The sequence below is a fragment of the Paenibacillus sp. FSL H7-0756 genome (assembly GCF_038006765.1).
GTDB lineage: Bacteria > Bacillota > Bacilli > Paenibacillales > Paenibacillaceae > Paenibacillus_AQ.
Genome location: NZ_JBBOVT010000003.1, coordinates 673,697 through 695,320, shown reverse-complemented (window position 1 = coordinate 695,320; position 21,624 = coordinate 673,697). Strand labels below are relative to the sequence as shown.

At 48.8% G+C, this 21,624-nt stretch carries 23 protein-coding genes; 1 reads left to right on the top strand and 22 read right to left on the bottom strand.

Annotated features, from left to right (window positions below; all coding sequences use genetic code 11):
• Positions 1-2: 2 nt before the first annotated feature.
• The 17 genes from NST04_RS29045 to terS form a co-directional block, all read right to left on the bottom strand.
• Positions 3-4,142, bottom strand: coding sequence for a hypothetical protein (locus NST04_RS29045; RefSeq protein WP_341187350.1), 4,140 nt, complete (start codon positions 4,140-4,142; stop codon positions 3-5).
• A 230-nt stretch (positions 4,143-4,372) separates the two neighbouring features.
• A complete protein-coding gene (locus tag NST04_RS29040; RefSeq protein WP_341187349.1) occupies positions 4,373-4,783 on the bottom strand; it encodes a hypothetical protein in 411 nt (136 codons plus the stop codon).
• A 70-nt stretch (positions 4,784-4,853) separates the two neighbouring features.
• Positions 4,854-5,702, bottom strand: coding sequence for a hypothetical protein (locus NST04_RS29035; RefSeq protein WP_341187348.1), 849 nt, complete (start codon positions 5,700-5,702; stop codon positions 4,854-4,856).
• A gap of 77 nt (positions 5,703-5,779) precedes the next feature.
• Positions 5,780-6,223: a phage tail tube protein gene (locus tag NST04_RS29030; protein ID WP_154122335.1), complete on the bottom strand. Its 444-nt coding sequence runs from the start codon at positions 6,221-6,223 to the stop codon at positions 5,780-5,782.
• Between the two features lie 3 nt (positions 6,224-6,226).
• A complete protein-coding gene (locus NST04_RS29025) occupies positions 6,227-7,579 on the bottom strand; it encodes a phage tail sheath subtilisin-like domain-containing protein (protein WP_341187347.1) in 1,353 nt (450 codons plus the stop codon).
• Positions 7,560-7,826 (bottom strand): hypothetical protein, encoded by a 267-nt coding sequence (locus tag NST04_RS29020; RefSeq protein WP_341187346.1) that lies wholly within the window; start codon positions 7,824-7,826, stop codon positions 7,560-7,562. The genes NST04_RS29025 and NST04_RS29020 overlap by 20 nt, the downstream gene beginning before the upstream one ends.
• A complete protein-coding gene (locus NST04_RS29015) occupies positions 7,823-8,296 on the bottom strand; it encodes a hypothetical protein (RefSeq protein WP_341187345.1) in 474 nt (157 codons plus the stop codon). The genes NST04_RS29020 and NST04_RS29015 overlap by 4 nt, the downstream gene beginning before the upstream one ends.
• Positions 8,293-8,811, bottom strand: a complete 519-nt coding sequence (locus NST04_RS29010; protein ID WP_341188077.1) for an HK97 gp10 family phage protein — start codon at positions 8,809-8,811, stop codon at positions 8,293-8,295. The genes NST04_RS29015 and NST04_RS29010 overlap by 4 nt, the downstream gene beginning before the upstream one ends.
• Positions 8,804-9,130: a hypothetical protein gene (locus tag NST04_RS29005; protein WP_341187344.1), complete on the bottom strand. Its 327-nt coding sequence runs from the start codon at positions 9,128-9,130 to the stop codon at positions 8,804-8,806. The genes NST04_RS29010 and NST04_RS29005 overlap by 8 nt, the downstream gene beginning before the upstream one ends.
• On the bottom strand, positions 9,127-9,513 hold the full coding sequence (locus NST04_RS29000; protein WP_341187343.1) for a hypothetical protein: 387 nt from the start codon (positions 9,511-9,513) through the stop codon (positions 9,127-9,129). Before NST04_RS29000 ends, NST04_RS29005 begins: the two co-directional genes overlap by 4 nt.
• Entirely contained in the window at positions 9,491-9,796 is a 306-nt protein-coding gene (locus tag NST04_RS28995) for a Rho termination factor N-terminal domain-containing protein (RefSeq protein WP_341187342.1), read from the bottom strand. Before NST04_RS28995 ends, NST04_RS29000 begins: the two co-directional genes overlap by 23 nt.
• Positions 9,796-10,743: a major capsid protein gene (locus NST04_RS28990; protein WP_341187341.1), complete on the bottom strand. Its 948-nt coding sequence runs from the start codon at positions 10,741-10,743 to the stop codon at positions 9,796-9,798. Before NST04_RS28990 ends, NST04_RS28995 begins: the two co-directional genes overlap by 1 nt.
• Before the next feature lie 20 nt (positions 10,744-10,763).
• Positions 10,764-11,996, bottom strand: a complete 1,233-nt coding sequence (locus NST04_RS28985) for an XkdF-like putative serine protease domain-containing protein (protein WP_341187340.1) — start codon at positions 11,994-11,996, stop codon at positions 10,764-10,766.
• 467 nt (positions 11,997-12,463) lie between these two features.
• The gene (locus NST04_RS28980; RefSeq protein WP_341187339.1) at positions 12,464-13,294 is read right to left on the bottom strand and encodes a phage minor head protein; all 831 of its coding nucleotides are present in this window, start codon (positions 13,292-13,294) and stop codon (positions 12,464-12,466) included.
• Entirely contained in the window at positions 13,287-14,609 is a 1,323-nt protein-coding gene (locus tag NST04_RS28975; protein WP_341187338.1) for a phage portal protein, read from the bottom strand. Before NST04_RS28975 ends, NST04_RS28980 begins: the two co-directional genes overlap by 8 nt.
• 159 nt (positions 14,610-14,768) lie before the next feature.
• Positions 14,769-16,085 carry a PBSX family phage terminase large subunit gene (locus NST04_RS28970; RefSeq protein ID WP_341187337.1) on the bottom strand — a complete coding sequence of 439 codons (1,317 nt, stop codon included), beginning with the start codon at positions 16,083-16,085 and terminating at the stop codon, positions 14,769-14,771.
• A complete protein-coding gene (terS, locus tag NST04_RS28965) occupies positions 16,072-16,977 on the bottom strand; it encodes a phage terminase small subunit (protein ID WP_341187336.1) in 906 nt (301 codons plus the stop codon). Before terS ends, NST04_RS28970 begins: the two co-directional genes overlap by 14 nt.
• A gap of 107 nt (positions 16,978-17,084) precedes the next feature.
• Here terS and NST04_RS28960 point away from each other — a divergent pair, with 107 nt between their 5' ends.
• Positions 17,085-17,216 carry a hypothetical protein gene (locus NST04_RS28960; protein WP_341187335.1) on the top strand — a complete coding sequence of 44 codons (132 nt, stop codon included), beginning with the start codon at positions 17,085-17,087 and terminating at the stop codon, positions 17,214-17,216.
• Here the strand turns inward: NST04_RS28960 and NST04_RS28955 are convergent.
• The 5 genes from NST04_RS28955 to NST04_RS28935 form a co-directional block, all read right to left on the bottom strand.
• Positions 17,213-17,398 carry a hypothetical protein gene (locus tag NST04_RS28955; RefSeq protein WP_445667963.1) on the bottom strand — a complete coding sequence of 62 codons (186 nt, stop codon included), beginning with the start codon at positions 17,396-17,398 and terminating at the stop codon, positions 17,213-17,215. The two genes, NST04_RS28960 and NST04_RS28955, sit on opposite strands and share 4 nt — an antisense overlap.
• 226 nt (positions 17,399-17,624) lie before the next feature.
• Positions 17,625-18,152 (bottom strand): hypothetical protein, encoded by a 528-nt coding sequence (locus NST04_RS28950; RefSeq protein ID WP_341187333.1) that lies wholly within the window; start codon positions 18,150-18,152, stop codon positions 17,625-17,627.
• An 81-nt stretch (positions 18,153-18,233) separates the two neighbouring features.
• Entirely contained in the window at positions 18,234-19,535 is a 1,302-nt protein-coding gene (locus NST04_RS28945; protein WP_341187332.1) for a site-specific DNA-methyltransferase, read from the bottom strand.
• Positions 19,536-19,577: 42 nt separating this feature from the next.
• Complete coding sequence (locus NST04_RS28940; protein ID WP_341187331.1) at positions 19,578-20,054, bottom strand: hypothetical protein; 477 nt, start codon at positions 20,052-20,054, stop codon at positions 19,578-19,580.
• A 307-nt stretch (positions 20,055-20,361) separates the two neighbouring features.
• Positions 20,362-21,534: a hypothetical protein gene (locus tag NST04_RS28935; protein WP_341187330.1), complete on the bottom strand. Its 1,173-nt coding sequence runs from the start codon at positions 21,532-21,534 to the stop codon at positions 20,362-20,364.
• Between the last annotated feature and the right edge of the window lie 90 nt (positions 21,535-21,624).

The window sequence follows — 21,624 nt, the reverse complement described above, 5'->3', positions numbered from 1 at the left end:
GATTATCCCCCGCTTTCCAGAGCCTTATATAGCTCCTCTCCAAATATCTTCCGGAACAAGGACCGCCCCTGCGGGCTGGTCAGCATCTTCGCAAATTCAGCAAAATTCGTTATTCCCTTGGCCAGTTCTCCAAAGTCGATATTGATATTCTCAATTACAATGTCGCGGGTCGATGCGGGCGCCTGCGCCAGTGTCTTCGCCACCGGAATACTGCTGGACCTCATTCCTACCGCCCCACCGTTTGCATATGGCCTCACGCCTAGCAAGCTGCCGGCTTGCTCCCATAAAGCTCTGCCCCGTTGGCTCCGCTGCCTGGATAATGGGATGATCATCTCAGGACCCGCTTCACCCACCAACCCCATATGAGGGGAACTAATTAGGCCACCATCAGCATATTTCTTCTTACGCTTCTTCCGACGGCGAAAAAATCCCGATATGCCGTCGAAAATCTTCGTGGCCAACTTTTCACCGCCGATCGTACCCACTAGGCCACCGATCGCCCCGCCGACAGCGGTACCGACTCCTGGCATAAGGAAGGTTCCGAGTAAAGCGCCAGTCGCCGCACCACCTGCCATACCGCCTCCAATACCACCAACTACTTTGGCTAGTTGTCGTCCTTTCTTCCCTTTGCCCGCGAAAAGGACGTCCCAGGCGTCCATAGCATAACCAACCGGTCGAACTATTTTCCCGAGAAGTTTTGAACCTTTAGCAAATCTCCGCATCTTGGAAGCCTGTCTACGTAAGCGGTGACCCGTTGCGCGGATCTTATAGGCATCCGTGAGACTGGCCGCTTTGCTCAGAGACCTGGTATAACGCTTGGCGCCATATTTCTTCACCATATCGAGCGATCCATGGATGCCCTCAGCATAACCGGCACCGTAACCAATATTGTCGTTATTATCATCAATGAAGGTTTTGGCTTGAAGCGCATGAGCCTGCAAAGGCTGCGCGCCAACAATACCACCGTTTGCATAAGCACGGACGCCCAGCATTGCCCCGGCCTTCTCCCAAAGTTCCACCCCACGCTGCCGGCGCTCTGCAGACAGCGGAATGATCGCTTCTGGACCGGCTTCTCCGACCAACCCAAGATGAGGGCGATTAATGACACCACCATTGGCGTATTTGGCACCGCCACCTGATGATGCAGGAGCGCCAAAAGATACCTTGGCTCCCGTACCGGTCAGAGTGGACAAGATACCCATTGCACCCATTGCTGTAGATTTCAGCTCTGGAAACTTGCTCTGCATCCCCTGGGAGATGCCTGTGATGATACCGCTGCCCCAGCTCTGGCTCTGACTTGTGACGGTTTGAATCGATTGGAGCTGCTGCTTGGTTTCATCTGCAGCAGTCTTCACAGATGTTCCAATTCCAAGCAGACCCATTCCAGCAGCGCTGGTTCCCGCGACAATACTGTCGGTGCTTGTTTTGGTAGTGCTGCCCAGAAGTTGTGCCTGTATTGATGTCCCTTTAGCTGCAGATCCCACGGCAGCAATGTTATTCTGCGCTGATGCAGACTCCGTGCTCTTCCAAACGCCCGAGAGCTCCGATTTCACCTTGTCCACGCCCTGCAGGACACCGCTTTTCTCAATCACTCCTTTGAAAGCAGGCACTAGCCCGTTCTTAGCAACATCTGTGCTAAAACGGCTGAAGGATGCCTTCAGCTTCTCCTCTTGCTGCGGTGTCATGTTACCAAAGGTCACTTTCGCTTCAGGAGGGGGGATAACCTCCAGCTTCTTATTTTCCTTTTGATTATTGATGCCGAGCCAACCACCTATTGAAGCTGCCGCATCCTTAATACCACCAGCAGCCGAAACCACTCCGTCTACAACAGACTTGGTAATTCCACTTGAATCTGCCCAAGAACCGAGCTTCTCGCCTACAAGGCTCCCAGCTGCAGCTCCAGCAATAGTACCAAGTGGCCCTGCAAGTGTACCAACATCACCACCGATAAGCCCGCCAAGCGAACTTCCTGTCAGTGACCCACCCGTTGAGGAAATGCCGTCTTTCCAGCCCTTATCTTGTGAAGCCTGATATAGGTCATACCCAGACATGCCAATACCTGCGACAGTACCTACAATCCCCAATGCTTTAACAGCCTTGGTTCCACCTTTGGCCAATCCTTTTAACAATCCACGATTTGCTGGTATATCCGAGACATCAGATATAATTTCTGGAATAGCAGATGTTCCCCGGAGTCGAGCCGTATTTCTGTAAGTGACCCGCCCGCGTCTTGGAGCTACATCTGGAATTGAATCCACATCTGGTATATTGGTCGTCCGGGCTCCCCGGCGCGCTCTGATTGAGCCACCAGTTCCGCTGCCTCTTGTAGTTCGAGTACTTGAACCACCAGCAGCCCTGGTGCGCCCACGCCGGGTCAACCTGCCACCCTGGCGACTACCCTGCCCGCCAAGAGATCCACCCAAACCGCCTGAATCATTAAGATAAACCACACTGGCATTTACAGTCATAGAAGATAATGAACTCAGGCCGCCCCCCAGACTTCCACTCGATCCACCAGTGGTACCACGTCTGAGAGTGAATCTACGGCGGGAAGGAGTGCCAACCTCTTCGATTGGAGATGTTGCTCGTCCTCTTTTCTGACCAATCCACTCTTTTGCTGTTCTGACACTTGTATAGCCTTTCTGAACTAGTTTGCCTCCTTTAACTGCGACAAGACCACCGGCAATAACTCCTAAAGTACTATTTATTACATTGAAATGATCACTATAGAAGCTGGTGAGCTTACTAACAAAACCAACTATTTTTGTGCCTAAATCCTGTATCTGATCTTTATTTTCCGTGATTAGGGTATTGAATTCTTGTAGCGCAGGCAGGACTGCAGTCGAAAGATTAGCCCCCAGGTCCTGCATCTGCTGATCAATCTGCGCGCGGGTCTGAATAATATCCTGCATGGGATTAGCAGCCTGTTGAGCTTGCACCATTCTCTCTGTTGTCCCAGCAATCCCCGATGGCGCGGGTTGAAACGGCACTTGGAAGGTCTTAAGAACAGCAAGCCCATTGTCCTCTGCGGCAGCCGAGCCGAGCGAAACCAGCGAAGCTTTCAGCTGACTCTGCGTTTGACTGGCCAAGTCTGCAACCAGTGACATTAGAGCACCTTTCGCTCGCTGTTCATCTTCAGAGTTAATATCTCCTGTGAATGCTGCCGCTTGCTTCGCTGCATCGTTCTTCCCAGCGCCACGCAAGGTGAAATACTTCTCCATATCCCCAGCATCGAGGGCCTTTACGCCGAATGTTTCTTTGATGAAATCGGCGGGCTTGTCAAAGTTGAAGGCCCCTTCCTTCACACTCTGGGTTAAGAAATTGGCCATCTGCCCGGAATTCGCACCGGTATTTTTGAAATAACCGCTGTACTCCCAGAAGGTATCGAAGAGATCTTGCTGCTTGTCTCCTACCTCCTTATAGGCATACATCATACTATCAGCCACTGAAGTGTAGGTCTCATGAAATGTATCAGCCGACTGTGACAATGCACGGTTAATTTCCTCTGCTCCGGCATCTGGTCGGACATACTGCATATTTGATGAAGCCCTTAGAAATTCGCTGACTTGCGACTTATCCCGGACCAGCGGAGCCAAATCTGCCAATTGTCGGGCTCCCTCAGTCTGAGAAGGGATAATGCCTTGAGCATTCAAGTCCTTCACAGTCTGAAGACCTTGATCTCGCACCCCTGCAGGCAACAGCGCCGCACTGCGAGAAGCTTCAGAATAGTAATCCATGACATTCCCGAATAAAGCATCCTTAATCCCGCCGCCAATAAGGATTGCCCCGGCTGTCGCTGCCAAAGTCGTTAGCTTGCTTGAAATCCCGTCAATGACCGGGCTGACTCCATCTTGCGCTTTTATATGCACTCGTGAATCACTCATACCGCGGATCTCATCATCTGCACGGGATGCTGAGCGGCGTAAATCTTCTGCTCCGGATCGAGCGCGTCGAAAGATATCATCCACGTTCGCACGTCCCAGACGGCGAGCTTCATCCGAAACGTTACCAATCCGGCCACCTAAATCATCGGCCGCGCTCCGGGACCGCCGAAGGTCAGATACCAGGTTATCCCCCATCTGCCCTGCAGCCCGGCGGAAGTCGAATAAATCATCAGTTGCCCCGCGGAGTGCATTTCGCATATTCCGGACAGCACCAGAAATAAGGTCCTTCGCTTCAAACGGGACCGTCACTTTTGTTGTAGCTGCTATGGTTGTTCACCCCCCTCCTGCCTATTTCTTATTGGCCAGGCGCTTGGCTTCTTCTTCAGCGACCATCCCTGCGGCAAGACAGAAAAAATACTGCCGCTGCTTGTCCACCTCGTAAGGCAGGACTTCAGTCGGCAGTCGATGCTGATTAACCCAAAACGAGGCTACCCAGCTTGCTTCTCCGTCCCGCCGGATAAGTTTTTTGCTTCTTTCAGCAGAGCATCCTTTGTTTCCTGAAATTTGGTTACTGCTTTGCTGAGCTCAGAGTAATCTGCAGGGTTGTCCAGGATGCGGGGCGGCAGTTCATACTTGCTGATGCAGTTGAAGGCCAACAGCAATTCCTTATCGTTCCAGTTGAAATCGTGTTCAGTTGCCTTAACAATCATGACATCGATCTCGTTATAGGACTCTTTCGGATCACCGTTCTCTTCATAAGCCAGTTCATAAGACCGGCGCACATCTATAGTGGTCAAACGGCGAACGGACCATTCTTCACCATCTGCTGGCACAGTAATGGTATCATCATCGCGACCTGTTTTGCCTTTGGATAGGTATTTCTCCAATTTATCTTTCATAATAATAATCCCTCCATATTTAGATATAAAAAGAGTCGCCATAGTTATGGCGACTCCATTAAAAAATAATTTATCGGACAACATGAGTTGGTATTAAAGAAAGAATCCTTATACCCAATTCTGAAACCTCATACAACTCAGCATTACTTATTTCTTCGCCTTTTCCGTGTGCAACCAAATTACGTATTTTTTGAAAATTACGATAGAGAGGTATTAGTTCTTCAGGAATCACACCATAGTTAAATAATCTTTTCATTAACATAAATACCGGCATTTTATCATCATTTTTTTCTACATCCGCTTCAAATCCAAGATTACGTATTCTTTTCTCAATCTCAGCAGAGGTTATTAAGATCAGCGCTCTTGGTTCATTAGCCAGCTCTATAATATATTTCATCATATCTGGTGGGTCATTTGAGTAATTAGCTTTAGGCGCAGGATCGGTCTCTAATTTCTCTTCTACCTTATTAACATCTTCCTTTAACTCGCTTAAAGCTTCTCCTATTTCTAATTCAAAATCACCTTTTTTAACTTTTCTTATCCTTAATAAAAGATCTTTAAGATCAGGTATCAAAATTATCACACCAATAAAAATAAGTATATACAAGGATGTATTATCAAAATTCAAGTCTTTAAAGAACATTCGTAGAATTATTATTGAAAAACACAGAAGCAATAATATTCCTTTATTCCAAGTACTTTTTTTTATTGCCTTTGCTGATTTAAATTGTTTCTTTAACGCTTCAAAAAAGAAAATAAGTAATGCGAAAACTATTAATAGGGTTGAGTAAATATCAAACTTTTTTGAAAACAATATTAATAAATCAGGCCACATAATCCATAAAATTGCTACAATAATCAAGAAAATAGAGATTACATTTTTAGTTACTATATATTTCTTAAAGGAATTCTTCTTCAAGTATCCACCTCTACCAATTGTAAGATAATGCAAATATAGCACAATAAAATACTCATGGATAGGATAATTCCAATAGACTACGCCATATAATCCGGAAACTGCTCTATGAAATCAAAGTCATTGGCAGTACCAGACAATGTAATGTCGATGCCGTTGTTCTCATCTATCTTCGCCACCAGAAGATCCATCTCATCATGAATATGCACCCCGCTAATCATCACCCGTTCTACATTGCCGGTCTGCATGTCCTCGAGAGAGCCGGTAATCCGGTCCAAAAACATGGTCTTGCCCGCCTTAAAGTCGGCCAGAAGGCGGTAACGAAGGGCCGACTCCAGCTTCGACATAACCAGTTTGACCGTAATTTCATACCCCACAATCTGCTTTGTCTTGGACATCTTCCGCGCGCGGATAATATCCAGTGTTTCCGGCTTCAGGATCACTTCTACTTCTTTAATGGTCTGAATCGAATCCCCGTTATCATCCTGCACAGATAAATTACGGCCAATCAGCTCGCGTTCCATGGATTACGCCACCTCCCAATCAATATTAAAGATTTCAATCGCATCCAAGGGCTTCGCCGACAGGGAAAAGTATGCGTAATCAGCGTCGCTCACCTTTGTAGGGTGCTCAGTAAAAGTGAATTCATCACCGATGGCCTTCTGTAGCGCCCGTACCTTCAGATAACTAACGACCGCAGCGATGAACAGCCCCCGGCCATCCTTGTCATTGTCCAGCTTGGCCTTATTGGCTTTACCGGCAGCGTAGATGTCGTTCAAGATCTGGTCGATTGTCATCGACACGCGGATCTTCCCGAAGTCCTCCCGCTCCCCAGCTCCCAGCGTGGTCAGCGTATTGACGGCAGACTCGATAATGTAGTCGTAACCGTCTCGCGTGGCCATCAGGGTTCCTTCGGACAAACCCTTCAATACCTCCGAATGACTCCAGTCCACCTTAGCCTGTGTCATTGGCACCTTAACACCTGTAAAGGACCGATTCGCCGGCGTGCCCGCGACCAACCCAGCCACCCACGCAGCCCACCGAAGAGAGTCATAGGTCTTACCGTTGGTATGTTCACCGGCCAGAGAGCAATTAATAATAAAGCGGGCATTTGCAGCACGGCTGCGGGTATTATGGATCTCGATGTCGTCGTCTGCAGAAGCGGCACCAGCAATAACTAGTTGTGCCAGCTTGCGCGCCTTGGTCCGGCGATCCAGCAGCCACTGCTTGGCCGCTGCCTGGACAGCAGCTTCCGCAGAAGGAAGATACACAACGTCAAAAACCAGACCGTCAATCCGGTTGAAGACGCCGCTCCAGTTTGCTGCAGTAATGGCTGCGGTACCGGTGACTCCACCGTTCAGCTTCGTGTAGGCCACATCTGCCCAAGCCGTTGAACCAGTGCTTTTAAACCGGACCATATTGGATTTCTTCAGTTGCTCAACGGCTTCGGACTTGTCGGCTACAAGAAATGTCTCGGTGTCAAAGATGCCTTTGGTGTCCCGGATGACAATTTCCTTCTTACTGGAATCTACCAGGGCAGCACGAATCATATACTCAAAGTCGTTCCCACGCGTACCCGGATACCGGGCTTCAATAGTGTAACTGCCATCCACCGCTGCAGCAGCGACCTTCTCGCTACCGTTAGTCACCCGGTAACCGATTACTGTCGCGCCACTCTCAGCCGCCAGCTCCAGCTCATCTACCTGCAGTCCGCTTTCCTTGAACCGCTCCGGCTGATCCGCCATATCCACGGCTTTATTCGGCAGGCCCCACTCCGCTTGGTACAGCACCAGCACGCGGCCAGATACCGACAGAACGCGCGACTTCGCAATCGCCTGCAGCTCAACATATGCGCCGGGTCTACTCCGTTGTATCGACATTCGTTGTTTCCTCCTTTGTTGTCAGGCCCAAATAGGCCTCCACTTTACGAGTGACCTCCTGCTGGGAGAGCAGGGCATCATTCGAACAATCAAAAAGAGCGCCGGCAATCTCAAAACGTTCCCGTTTCAAGACAACTGCGCTCTCAATCCATTCCTGCTTGCTTCGTTTATTCAGATCCTCAGACGTTGTGGGAGCCGGTTTTGGCAGCTGCTGCCGCGGCCCCCGGCCGGTATTATTATTACTCACGATTCAAGCTCCTTTCCATCATACTCAGTATTGAAGGTGTTGATTTTTTCGACAACCGGCTTGGGGATATTCAACAAGTATGAATACCTGAAGGTCACTTCCATCCGGTCATTCAGCGGCCTTGTACGCGGTGCCTCAATCACCATCATAATTCCGAAGCGCTTTGAGACCACGCAGAACCGCTGCTGACGGAGGTACAAAAAGAAGGGAGATAAATCCAAGGGGACCGGCTCTCCTGCGTCCTCTGTCCCGCTACGATCGTTGTCATAGTGGAAAACTAAGCCCACATCCTCGATGATCCGGTCTGCCCGCGGCGTATGAGTTTTATCAGAGACAAGGTCTGTCTCGATGAACACGCTCGGACGATCAAACTGCCCCGCCAGCCAGAGGGAACGATCTCGGAGAATCGGCAGCCCCGGGTATATCCGCTGCACGAGTTCTGCCCAGGCTTTCAATCCAACATCCATCATGACAGCATCCTCCCCAGCTCTTTCTCCAACCGCTTCATGATCAGCGCGTTCATCCCGCCTTCCAACTCCTTCACTGCAATATCAAAGTAATGCCGGCCGATGAAAGAACGTGGTTTGGCCATAAATCCACCCTTCGCTCTGGGGTCATAGACAAATGTTCCGTTGGACGCCCAATAGCCCGGAACGAAATGGGCTTTGTGGATGGTGTAACCGTCATTCAGCAGTCGCGGATACCCGCGCTTACTGGGATCGCTGCTGCTTGTCCCCAAATTTGACCCGACCTCCAGCGTAATGCTGTTACGGTCGACATCCCATTCCCATACGCTGCCGTCGGCTCCGCGGGTAAAGGAATTCCACATGGTTCCGGTGTCGATGAGGTCCTGCTTGTCGATTTCATCGATGATCAGGTTCAGCAGCGTCTCGCCCACAGCTTCCGCGATATTCCGGAGAATCTGATTTACCCCTTCGTCGCTCAGCTTCTTGAATTTCTTCGCCAGGCCGTCAAAATCATGCATGTTCACTGCCCTTCACCTCGCAAGTCGCCAGTAGCTCACACCAGTAACGGCGCGGGTTGGAGTCTATCACAAGATACCTGCGCCCGAACAGTAACACTTCGTCACTGATCCGGACGTCCGCTGTTTTCGGAACCCCGATTGTCTTCTTCACAATGTAAATGACAGGTGTGGTTTCTGCCTTTGCATCTGTCTGCGTCTTAACAACGAAACACTTCAGATCCGCGACCTTCCCCGCCTTCCGATCGCTGAACAGGTTGTCCGCATCCTGCTGACGGCCGACCCGGTATACCGCCAGCGGGGTATTCATGCGGTGATTCATAGCAAATAGGCCTTGATGTTCCCGTCATCCGGCCCGGACTGCTGCTTTTTGACCCACAGGAAGAGAATGGAGTCCACATCGGAATTGCCCGTGGTCTTTCCCTCTACGGCCTGCCGGGTGTATGTCCAGGCTCCATCACTTTCCGCAGAATATCCACGGGCGACGGAAGCCAAATATTCCTCGCTATCCTGCAGGGCCAGAGACTCCGCCAGCTTAACCCAAGCCAGCATGAGCTGTTTGTCTGCCACCAGTGGGAAAGGTACGGGTAAATACAGCTCGATCCGAGTCTGCGCATCATCGATGTACTGAACGAGCTGAATGTCAGTAGCCTCCTGTACGGCGCTGACGCGGCTGCGTCCCTTAAGGAGTACGGTTGTTAACATCCGGCACATCGCCGCCTTCCAGCGCTTTTAGGGCAGCAATCAACTCTGGTTTCTTCAGGTCAGTAAAACCATCGATCTCGGCCTTCTTCGCCTTGTCCTTCAGCTGGGAAACAGTCAGATCTTCCAATGGAATAATCTTATCCTCATGGATTTCAAAATCTGAATTCTCCCGCAAGTGCTTCAGCGCAGCCTCATCCTCCACCAGTACCGGCTTAGCCGGCTCAAACCGGATACTATACAGCCGAAGGGAAGCGTTGCTTCCTCGATAGGTCACATATGGCATTAGAATTCCACCCCTTCCACATAGGCCAGCGCTTGCGGCTCTTCAAAGATGGCGTCAAAGTCAGAGTGAATCGCGTAGAAGCGCTTATCAGTCCAGATTGCCTCCTTGCCCTCAGTCGTCTTTCTAATTTGCATATCATATGTGTGGACCATTGCAAAGTTCGGTTGATAGGTGAAGAGAATGGCACCTTCCGGCATACTCCAAACCTCTTCAACATCATAGGCATTAATTTTCTTCGTACCACCCATGATCTGCAGCTGAATCGACGCACTGGTGTCTTTCTCAGCCAGCATCTGAAGTCTTTCGCTGAAGGTGTTCGGGTGCATGAAATATTTGAACACGCCGCCGGCTCTGTACCGGGTCGGGATTGCCCGCTCCACCTCAAACAGAACCCCAGTCTTCTCTTTGGCCGAAAGTGTGCTCCAATCCAGATAATGCCCCGTTGTTCTGGCCAGCTTCAGCCAGCCGTCATTGATCGTCAGGAACTCATAATCTGGGTCTGTGTTAGGTGTATTCGTATCTCCGTTAAAGCCAATGTCCTGCATATTTTCGCCGTAGTTGTTGGCAATGTTGCGCATGATGATCTCTTCAGCGTTTTGACCACGAACCCGCTGCGTCTGGCGGATAAACTCTTCAGTGATATCGAAAGGCAGCACCACCGGTTCCACCGAATATGGAATCTGTGGAAAGGTCAATCCAGGAGTGTTGGTCGCCATAATGTTCTCTTTTTTACTACGCATATTCCGGCCCCGCACACCGACCTTGTCGATGGTGCCTTTAGAACTCTTTCGGTTCTCATGACGAATGCCTTTCAAGAAGCCGTTAGCTTCATACGCCATGTCCGTGAAGGCTTCGACTTCCTCGTAGTTCAAGGCGTTTTGATCCATCGTGGTTACAATGGTCGATTTCTGGATGCTAGATCTGGTGATAATACCGTTTGTTTTCATAGTATGCATTCCTCCTTCGATTACAGGAAGCGTCCGAAACTAACGGAGCTCTCTGATTTGCTGATTTCTTCTTCTTCACCTTGCGCGGAAGCACCGCGGCTATTCTTCACCAACTGGACATCTGTTGCCAAAGCTTGCATCTGCTCACTCAGCGGTGCCAGGGCTTTGGCAATGGCATCCGTGATTGCAGTCTCTTCTGCGGTCGCAGCCGGAGCAGTAGCACCTGCAGGCTTTTCACCTTCAACGCCTTCTTCTTTCTTCAGCTCCGCGATCTCAGCCGTCAGGCCTTCCACCTGCTTGGCGATCGGAGCCATTGCGGCTGTAACCGCCTTTGCAATATCTTCAGCTTTCAAATCGTCTTCCTCCTCGGGCTCCTCTTGTACGGGAGCTGTCTTATTTTTCAATTCAGTCAACGCGGTGATGGCATCGTCGATGTGTTTCAGGTTCCCAGCGGAAATCTTCTTCCCGGCCTTGGCGATCTGCTCTGGTGGAGAGCCAATGGCCTTGACGATGTCTTCCTTGGTCAGCACATCTTCAGCAATATCAACAAAGTCCTGAAGGGCCTCCCGGATGGTCTCCGGATCGGTTTCCATGCCACTCTGCCAAGTGTCCCAATTAAAAAGAACCGAGTTGAGGGCATCCTGCGCCGCCCAAAATTCTCGGTTCTTCCGGTTCTTATGATATTTGTCTGCGACGGCACCCTTTTCAATCAGACTCAGGCCCAGCGCTTTGGCTATTCGGCTCAAAATCCCCTTGGAAACCTCCTCTTCCTCCTCGATCTCTTCCCGCTTCCCAACACCCCACATGCTAAATCCGGTAATCTCGCCTTTCTTGATGGCCTCCCAGGTGTCATCGTCCGTCACTTTCACGGCTGCCACCCATGAGCCCTTCGCGATCTGCTGCTCACCAAGTGTCATATCACAGGGAGCAATGTAAGACTCAATAACAAATCCCTTGTCAACTTCGAGATCGTGCTGCTTATCGATGTTGTAGGTGTGCTGCTGCTCCAGGAAGAGATGAGCTGCCTTCTCAATCTCGACTTCGTCCATTTGATCATCATGGGCGTCTGCCACATCCGGCTGATACACCACGCCTTTGACTATCCGCTTGTCATCATCAATCTTAGCGATCTGCACCTGTTTCTGGATGGCATTCTTCCCGGCATCTTTGATGATGGCAAATGGTACGCCATTCGCTCCCTTGTCCACCAGGGAGATGTGCGTGATTTTGGCGTCCTTTAGTTTAAAGGTCATATTCTGTTCTCACCTCCTTTCGCTATTGAAAAATTATCCAAAAGAATATATATTTTAATAGAGCCTAAATTCTGTAATTTGGAAGGGAGTGGTCAAAGTTGACTAAACTTTTGACCTACCCTCGTTCTTCTGTTTAGAGGTATAGTTATATTCACAATCTAGTGTCACCGCTGAAATTAGCAGGGTAAGCTACATGTGGAATAATTTATATCTTCTAAATGTCATGTGCTAATAGGGTCTCAGTTTTTTGCAGGGTCACGTCTGCATAAGTCATGGCAACTCTTAAAGAAGCTTCAGTGGCATCTGGAGTATTACTGATTGTTCAGCCCGCGTGCTGTAAGACCAGTCGCCATACTTGGACGGGCAACGCCCCACTATAGGGCTCCCGTAATCGGTAATTGCAAGAGTAAGAAGTATAAAAGCGTGAGACAAACCCAGTAGCTATGCCAGGCTACTGGGTTTTGTTGTTATTCCAGTACCGACTGCATAGTGCAGCGGCAGCGGATTATTTCCTCCGGCCGCCCGCTCGGATCTCCCGGAAACATCAGTTTGCTTTTACCGACTTCAAAAGGCTTGTCCAGCGGTTGCACCTGGCCGTTCGCCTTACGGTGCGTCTTCCGGGTCCGATCTCCCTTGGAAGAACGCCATTTCTTTCCGTTGACCACTTCGGACTGCTTCCAGCCCTCCAGCTTACCGCCGTTGGCAGCAGCCGTGCTCATTGTCCGGGATACGGTAATAGCCCGCTCCATGTTGAATGGGCCGGCATCACCTTTGGCAGCAGCAGCGCTGATCTCACGGACCAACAGCGCCCGCTCGGAAGGTGTCTTCCCCTCCTTGATGGCTTTCTGGAAGGAACGGGTCATGACATCCGCGCTGGTGCCGTTCATATCCGGAACAAGCTTCTGCAGCTTCTTGGCGAACCGGGACGCCGCCTTGTTCTTCGTGGACCAGGTCTTGTCGGTATTCAGCACCGTCAGCTCCGATTCACCAGCCAAATGGAACAACGGAGTGAAGGAGTCATATACCGCCTGCTCGAACTGGACTGTGAACAAATCACCGGATTGTACGGACTGTAAAACCTTGCCCAGCTCCCCGATATCAATCAGCAGCTCCTCGCTGAGCTCCTCAATTGCATCATGCAGGGCCTTCCCCTGCAGCTCAAGGATCTCGACTATCCGATTCTCTCCCTGCTTATACAACTCCTCCAGCACGGCCCGCTCCGCATGGGTCAGTTCCAGGCTATCCAGAAACTCGGTGTCGTCCGCTTTTGCGATGAGCTCCCAGCAATCCTTACACATGGCCGACTACCTCATCATGACTCTGCCGCAGCAGGCGCTTGGCAATCGTGGCCACCTGTTCCTGCAGATCGTTCACATCAGAGTCAGGTTCAGGCACGGTTATAGCCGACTGGCTGTTCAGTAGTTGGGCGATCGGTGTATCTAGGTATTCGGTGCTGTACTTGGATTCATCAATAGTAGTATCCAGTACTTCCTCGGCAATCGGAATCAAATCCCGGACTAGCATAATACCGTTGTCTGCAATAAAGTCCAGCAATGCCTTCCGGTCTTCTGGGTCAATGATGCGCGGCCCGCGCAGGGTCGCCCTCACCCGAAAGATATCCATGGCCGGGAATAAACGTTTGTTGAAGATCTCATCCATAATCCACTTGCGGTAAGGCTCAAAAACCTGTTCCTCCGCAAAGCGCAGCGCGGCTTGCGCCGTAGCCCGGTTATAATCGGAACTCTGGCCAACCAGGATCGGAGGCAGTCGGAACGATGATAGAATGTCGGCTTTCTTGTCCTTACCGTATTCCAGGAACAAGGCATCCTGCTGGAGCAAATCATTAAGTTTGTCGAGTTTGATGGCCACCTTCTCCACTTTCTCATCCAGCGGTCCGCCGGTCTCCTCCCCGATCGCTTCCAGATACAAGATGCCGCCCTGTGACTGCGCCCCCTTAACATTCCGAAGCAGCTCCATGGATTGCTTGGTTAGCCGGCCATTGGTAACGGTCAGCAGCATGGACAGCATGCGGCCATTACTGAAGTAGGAAACGTTCAGTTCCTCGGCCTCCCGGCTGCCGACCACGCCCGGCGCATTCCCAAACCAGCGGGGCTCTCCGTATGGTCCGTCATTACCCAGCTTCAGGGGAATGATCTGATTGCCCTGTCCCTCCGTTCCGAACGACCTGAACCACACCACCGACTGCCCGCGCTTCATTGCATACTTACGAGCGTAAATATCCTGCGAGAACTCCTCAACCTTCTTCGATGACCGGATCAGGCGCTTCCGCTTGATGGTCACCTTATCCGTCTCCCGGGTACAACGAACGAATTTCGGATTGATTCGGTACAGTGTAGGGAACTCACTGCCTGCAGGCCAGGCAACCTCCACATTTGCATTCCCACTGCTCTCAATATCCTCAATGAGAGAGCTGATGATCTCATCCGGTGTATCCTCCAGGTTGCAGGTCTCCAGAAACTTGTCAGCCCTGTTCCACTCCTCCAGTGCCGTCTGGTCGCTCTCCCCCGGAATGTACTCCAAGGCAATACCATAACCAGCAATGTTCCGTTTATACGCCTCGATACACTGCGGGATGATGTTGCTATTTTTCACCAACAACTTGCAAGATGCAGGGTCATTGCCAGGAGGGAACGGCAGTAGCCCATGCGGGTCGTAGAGGTTTTCGAAGCTATCCGGCAGCTGCGCACTGGAGGGGATATGTCGGTCCTCTCCTTTTGATATCTGGAACCACTGTGCATCACCACTCATGCATTACACCCACCCCACGCCATGATCTGATCGCTCCTCTCTGTCCTTTTTCCGCTGCTTCACACGCTGCAGCAGGTAATCCGTATGAATTCCATACCTGCGCGCATCACAGGTATGGTCATTTTGCTTAATGGGTTTGTCCTCACCGCGCTCGGCGGCTTTTTCATCCCATACATAAGACACCAACTCCTGAAGGGAATTGGTGTTATCAGCACAGATATATAATTCATTGCGCTGGAACCGGTTGGATACGGTTTGAATACCATCCAGCACCGTATTCACAGCGGCCCGTATGTTGGCAATACCCCTCTTCTGCAACTCAATAATAAAAGCCTTTGCTGACGGGTCGATGAAGATTGCATACTCATCGCCGTCAAGAAAGGCTTCCAGGTCATCCGCATATTCACCATTCGTTTTCTCACCCTTGTGACGGATGTTGTGATAGTACTCATCCAGCTCATAATAGACGTTCCCGCGAACACCGTATTTCAGGAACGCTGTCGGGTTATTGGCCCCGTAGTCGATACAAATGAACTTACGGTTAAACTTGACCGGGAACCAGTCCCGCGCCTTCTTATGGACAGCGTCATCAAACTTGGAGAAGATAACCCCTTCAGCCATAACCCACAGACCCAAAATGTAACGCTGATAGAAAATCCCGCTGTACATGCGCCGGTACCGCTCGCGCACCCGTTCGGAGAGAGACAGGTTGTCCTCCATTGTGAAGTGCAGATGCAGCGCATGCTTCTTCTGAAGTTGGTCCAGCCATTCCATCTTGAACCAATGATAAGGGCCCGCGGGGTTGCAGTTAAACCACAGCTTAGCACCATCCACCGAACAACGGGCGGTCGCTTGGTCTACGAAGGACTTAGGCATGAGTGCTACTTCATCAAAGAACATGCCGGCCAGCGTAATACCGGCAATTAAATCCTGCGAACTCTCATCTCGGCCACCAAACAAGAAAAACCGGTTGCTGATAAGCCCCCGGGTAACGGTTAATACATTTTCAGATCGGTTATCGTGAACGTGATACCCACGGCTGGCCAGCATGCGCTTCAGCGGCCCAATCACGTTACGCCGCAGCGCACCGATGGTCTTACCCGACATGCTGAACTGCTCACCTCGGAAGGTATCCATCGCCCAGGCGATAAATGAGAACGACATGCAGACCGTCTTCCCTGCCCGGACCGAACCGTCACAGATGATTGCGTCCTTATCATGGTGTGGGCTTTCCGGCGTCCACCAAGTCAGCACCTTGAGCTGCTTCTGCGAAAAAGGAGACCACTTGAACGCCGGCGGTTTGAGTTTAAGCTTCGCCATCGTCGTTCCACACTCCCGCCGCCATGCCCTTCAGCGCATCGATGAAGCCGTCATCCTCGAAGTCTTCCTTACCTCCACCACCGCGCAGCATCTGCAGCTCATATTCCATGGTTTCAATACGGATTCGCTTCTCGTCATCAGTCAGCCGGTTCTTCAGCTCTATGGCCCGGATCTTCTTGTCTTGGATGCGGGTCAGCGCCTCTTCCAGCTTCACAATGTCGTCCAGCTTTCGGAATCCCCTCTCCTCGATCTTGGATTCCATCATTTCATTTCGGGCATGTGGAATCCTCTTCGTGATGCCGGTCTTCTCATCATGTATTGTAGCGACTTCCTTGATAGCCTTAAGCTCATAAAAGACATTGCGCTCGGTTTCAGAGAGGCCATCCATCAGGGATTTAATTCGCTGCATCATACGACGTTCCCGGATTGTAAGAAGGAAAAGGGATTCATTCGCCTGGATAATCGGATCAGTGTCCACATGGTCAATGAGCTGCTGCTCGGTTTCCGTCAGGGTATCCAGCCAGATCGTTTCATGCTCACCGGTAGTGACGGCCTTCTTGTTGCCAGGCGGCCCACCAGCTCCGCCGCTGTTTCCTTTCGCGTTTTGATTCCCCGGGGGAGCGCCGCCACGATTCCCGACAGCGTTCTTGTTCCCTTTGGGAGCGCCACGAAGTGGAGCGCTTCCTTTCACTTCAATTGGAGCGCTCCCTTTGAATTCGGGCAGGGCGCTCCCTTTCAGTTCATCTTCCCAACCGTCCATCGTCTTCCACTTACGGACCTTGCTGTCTGGAATAGAAAGAGCAACGGCGATGTCCTTTAGCTTCATCGTCCCGCCGCTCTCCAGCCACATCTGCTTTGCCTTGTCCCGCTCGGGACTGCGTCTTCTTGCCATTACATTCCTCACCTCACCTCCAATTAATAATGTTCTAGCTGGTATAGGCTTTAAGCAAAGTGGAAATTCTGGATCTATAATACCTTCTAAGAAAGGTTGATGTTGAAATGGATCGCTATGAGTTGGAGTTAAAAATCATTGCTTATGCATTATGTGTCTTGGTTACACTTTTTCAAAAAAAATTAAAGAATAAATATATACAAAACGAGCAAAATGCAGCTCGTTTTTTTATTGATTAAATCTCATCCTTCTGCAGCTCAATATCTATCTCAATCAGCTTCTTCAGATCGTCAACCGTCTTAATCTCAATCCGGCCGTCCTGGAAGTCTTTGACCCACTTGGCTATGCCCGCCTTAACAATTTTGCGGTACTGCGCCTTGCTTTCCAGGATACCGGCCATGACTTCGAGTTCATGCTGCATTAAAACTTTATCTTTTGTTCCCATTGTGTTCCCCTCAACTTTCCAGCATAATGGAATGCGAGACAGCGGATGTCTGGAAATGCCACGCGTGGCGCGCCGCTGTCTCAGCCGGGGGATACCCTGGTGGTGCGGAGGACGTTCACGCGTCCTCCTTTTATTTTTGGCAAAATAAATACCGCCATAATAGGGCGGTATAATGCAAACTGTTAGTTTAATAGGACTATAATTAATCGTCGATTTTCTCAAATGGCTTGCCTGTAAAGAGATACATATTTCCGAACCAAAATACCATACTTATGATGAATGATCCAAGGATATCGAATTCTTCAGATTCACCAAAGTAAGAATTGAAGCCAGCTATCCAAGCGAACAACGCCAGTATCGATATGAAAAACCCAATAATTCTTCTTTTTAGGGATAAATCATCCTTATAGTTAATGTTAAGCTCAATATTCTCTACCTTTTTGTTCATCATTAATCCAAAGAATAGCCATATTAATGTCGTTACCACAGCCGGCATAGCCAGCCAAGTTCTTATATGATCATCATCTTGCTGTTGGATAAATGAGAACAGTTTAATTATGATAAGAGGATAACCAAACCAAAACAATGCAGAAAGAGTAAACCTAAGATATTTTTTTAGTTTAAACAGTCGATACAAAGCCCTAAAGCCCAATATGATACCTAAAATGATAGCAATGACATCGCCGCCACCACGCATGAAAGCAACCCACTTTCTTATTTGACTTGGCATCTCAATACTTTATTCACCTTCTCGATTATACAAGAATTTAACATGGCGAATAGTACCTTTAGTCACTCTTCTATTAGAGCTTCAATCGGAGTGGTGACGAAAAAGAAGTATTGGCTCAATCCCAGTCGTAGCCTGATATCGCAATTTGATCACATCACAAAATACCGGATCAAGCTCCATTGTTCTGCAGGAGCGATCAAGCTGATCACAGGTCATCATGGTGGAGCCACTGCCGCCAAAGAAGTCAGTGATGGTATCTCCGCGCCGGCTACTGTTCCGGATCGGTATAGACAACAGCTCCAAGGGCTTCTGAGTAGGGTGAACGTATTTGGTTACATCCCCCTTCGAAACTTCCCAAACCGTTTCCGGGAGTGGATCTTCTGCCAGTAAGCCGGACCGCCAGACCGTGGTCTGAGTACGATCGCCATACCATGCCGGGGCCTTACCCTTCATATGGCCATAAAAGATCGGCTCATGCTTCCAGCGGTATTGCGCCCAGCCGAACGTAGCCACGTTCTTGACCCAAACGCACTGGCAGCGGACGGTAATCCCTGCGGCGTTCATTGCGTCCTCAAACTCCCGTTGATAGGATGATGGATGGAAGACATAGATTGCTGCTGTCGGCTCCATGGCTACGGCGTACTGTTTAAAGACGGCATGCAAAAAGCCCACAAACTCCTCTGCGGGCATATCGTCGTTCATTATTGAGCTGGTCCCGGCTTCAGCCAGGCGGGCAGAATCGCTATGCACCGCTACATTGTAAGGCGGGTCCGTGACAACCAGCGCCGCTTTCGTCCCGTCCATCAACCTGGCAACATCCTCGGCACTCGTAGAATCACCACACATGAGAATATGCCGGCCAAGCTGCCATACATCACCGCGGCATGTTTCCGGCTCTTTAATCTGATCGAGAGCTCCCTGGACGTCGAAATCATCTTCAACAACCGGTTGATCGACCTCGGTATCAGGTATGTTCGCAAACTCTTCAATCAGCTCCCCAATCTCATCCGGCTCAAAACCGGACAACCCCAGGTCAGCCCCGCCTTCCTGCAGCTCACTAAGCAGCTGCGCCAGTGCTTCATCATCCCAGCGGCCAGATACTTTATTCAGCGCCAGATTCAGGAGCCGCTCACGTTTAGGATCAAGGTTTACTACTGACACAGCCAGTTCCGTGCAGTTCTGCTCATTTACCAGAACCTTGTAACGCTGATGGCCACCGACCATATTACCGGTCTGCTCATTCCAGACGATTGGGTCAACGTACCCAAATTCGTCCAGGCTGCGGCGAAGCTTCTCGTACTCCGGATCTCCAGGCTGAAGGTCAACGCGAGGGTTATAGACGGCTGCATTGAGCTGGTCAATCGGTATGATTCTGATGTCCATATGAATGCTCCTTCCCAAAATAAAAAGCACCGGTTAGGGTGCTTATGGAAAAAATGATTTAATGTATGCTCCAATAAAACCGCCTACTATTGCTGTAATGCCTATCTTACTTATATCCCAAACTAACTGTCTTCGACGGGCCTTTATTTTTTCCATTACTATTAAGAACTCTAAATTTATATTAACCTTCACTTCCGTTACTCTATTGTTTACGAACTGTTCGTGATACTGTTCACCGCCTATTTTGTAAACATTCCGTTTTATTAATACTTCCTTCCACTCCCCGAACATCTTATCTACAAAGGAGTATAGATCATTCCTGATAACTTTTAGCTCTGCTGAGCATATTCTTAATTGATGAAGCCGCGTGAACAGTTCTTTTATTTCTAAATTTAGGCCCTTAGCTATTTCATCTACAGTTCCAGTTACGGCAAACGTACTACGTTGAACATTTTTCGTTGCTAAATCAGCATAAAAGTTACTCGCTTTATTTTTAATTCGTCGCTCTATTGCCTCCATACCTTCAGCAAAAACAGATGAAACTTTCAACCACAACACCTCGATTCAACATAGACTCTTTTCCAGTATCAGACAATAGGCTATATCGGTCAAGGAAGAAAACTGCTCTCGGACTCCCTTGCCTTTGAGTTGAGTCGGTTTTTCATCTTTGGTCAGGCGCAAATCAAGACAGAGACGGAGGGAACCTGCCCGTCTTGCCCTTTTTTACGCATCGCCACACAAACACACGTTCCTGAATAAAAGTCCTCAGAACGACTTACAGAAGGTCATATATCGGCATGAAAAAAGCACCCGAAGGTGCAATGTTTTATTTGTCTTTGTTTATAGCAATAAAATAATCTAACCCTTCTTTTACAATGTTAGCATTGTCTCTTCTAACTGACAGAATTAATAGAAAAATAACATAAATAGCAATTGCAATTAAAGCGACAAAAAAAACTAAATCGCCACTATTACTGTTTTTTAGAGCAGTAGCTACAAATACCGCCATTACAAGTGATATTAAAGTTGTATAAATACTAGTAGTAGTATTTTTGTCAACAATTTCCAAATTGCTATATCCCTTCAATTTATTTATTTGATTGTTATCCAAATCTTTTTTTGATTCTAATTTGCTTATTACATTATCAAGACGTTTTCGAGTAGTTAGCCATACTCTATGTTTTTTTAAATATTTGTAGAATTCATACACATCATCGTTCTCTTTTTTTTCTATTTCAGCCACTTTTTTTTTTGCCTTCTGCTTCTTTAACCTCCCTTTGTTTGCTTCATCCTTTACTCGTTCCCATTCGATCTTTAAATATTCAGTTGTCTTATCAACAAGATCTTGGACATCCTTTTCAAGTTGATTTCTACCTGAATATCCATTTTTCTGTTTAAACTCTTTGTTGTATTCTTCAATAATTTCATTAAGAAATTGAATAACATTTTCTTTACTTTCTTCGGAATTAAGTACCTGCGATAAAGTGCCTTCTTTTTGTTTTTGAATGAGCTTCTTTTTAAATGTTTCATTTGATGAAGAGAGCAAATGCTGCAAGCGATCTTCAGGTGGAATTTTAAGCAAATCATTCGCTTGGTATATTTCAAAAATCTTTTCATTTATTCTCTTTATTAATTCGTTTATCTCACGATCTGGCTCACCAGTATGATTCATATGGAGTTTGATGCGGTGTTGCAAATAAACTAATCTTTCAAAAAAATCATCATGTTCCTTTCCTTTTAAAATCGGCTTTCGCTCATAATAAGTAGTGAGCTGTAAATACTCAGAAATTAATTCTCTAAGTTGCCCCATCCACTTTACCCGTTCTGAAGTTACTGCGTTAACAAACGTGGTTCTCTTATTCGTTCGTAAACTGCTAAACAAATTGATTAACCCAACAATAAGTGTAACTAAAACAGCTCCTAGTGTAACCCACTGAGAAATAGTCAAACCATAATAGGTTGGTGTATTTACTACAGGTTCATTAAGCATGACTTTCATTTTCTACCCCCAAATAATAAAATCTATCTAGGGATATTTTACCTTTAATATGCAAATTGGTCGAGAACAAAACTGTGCTGTCCCTTCCCA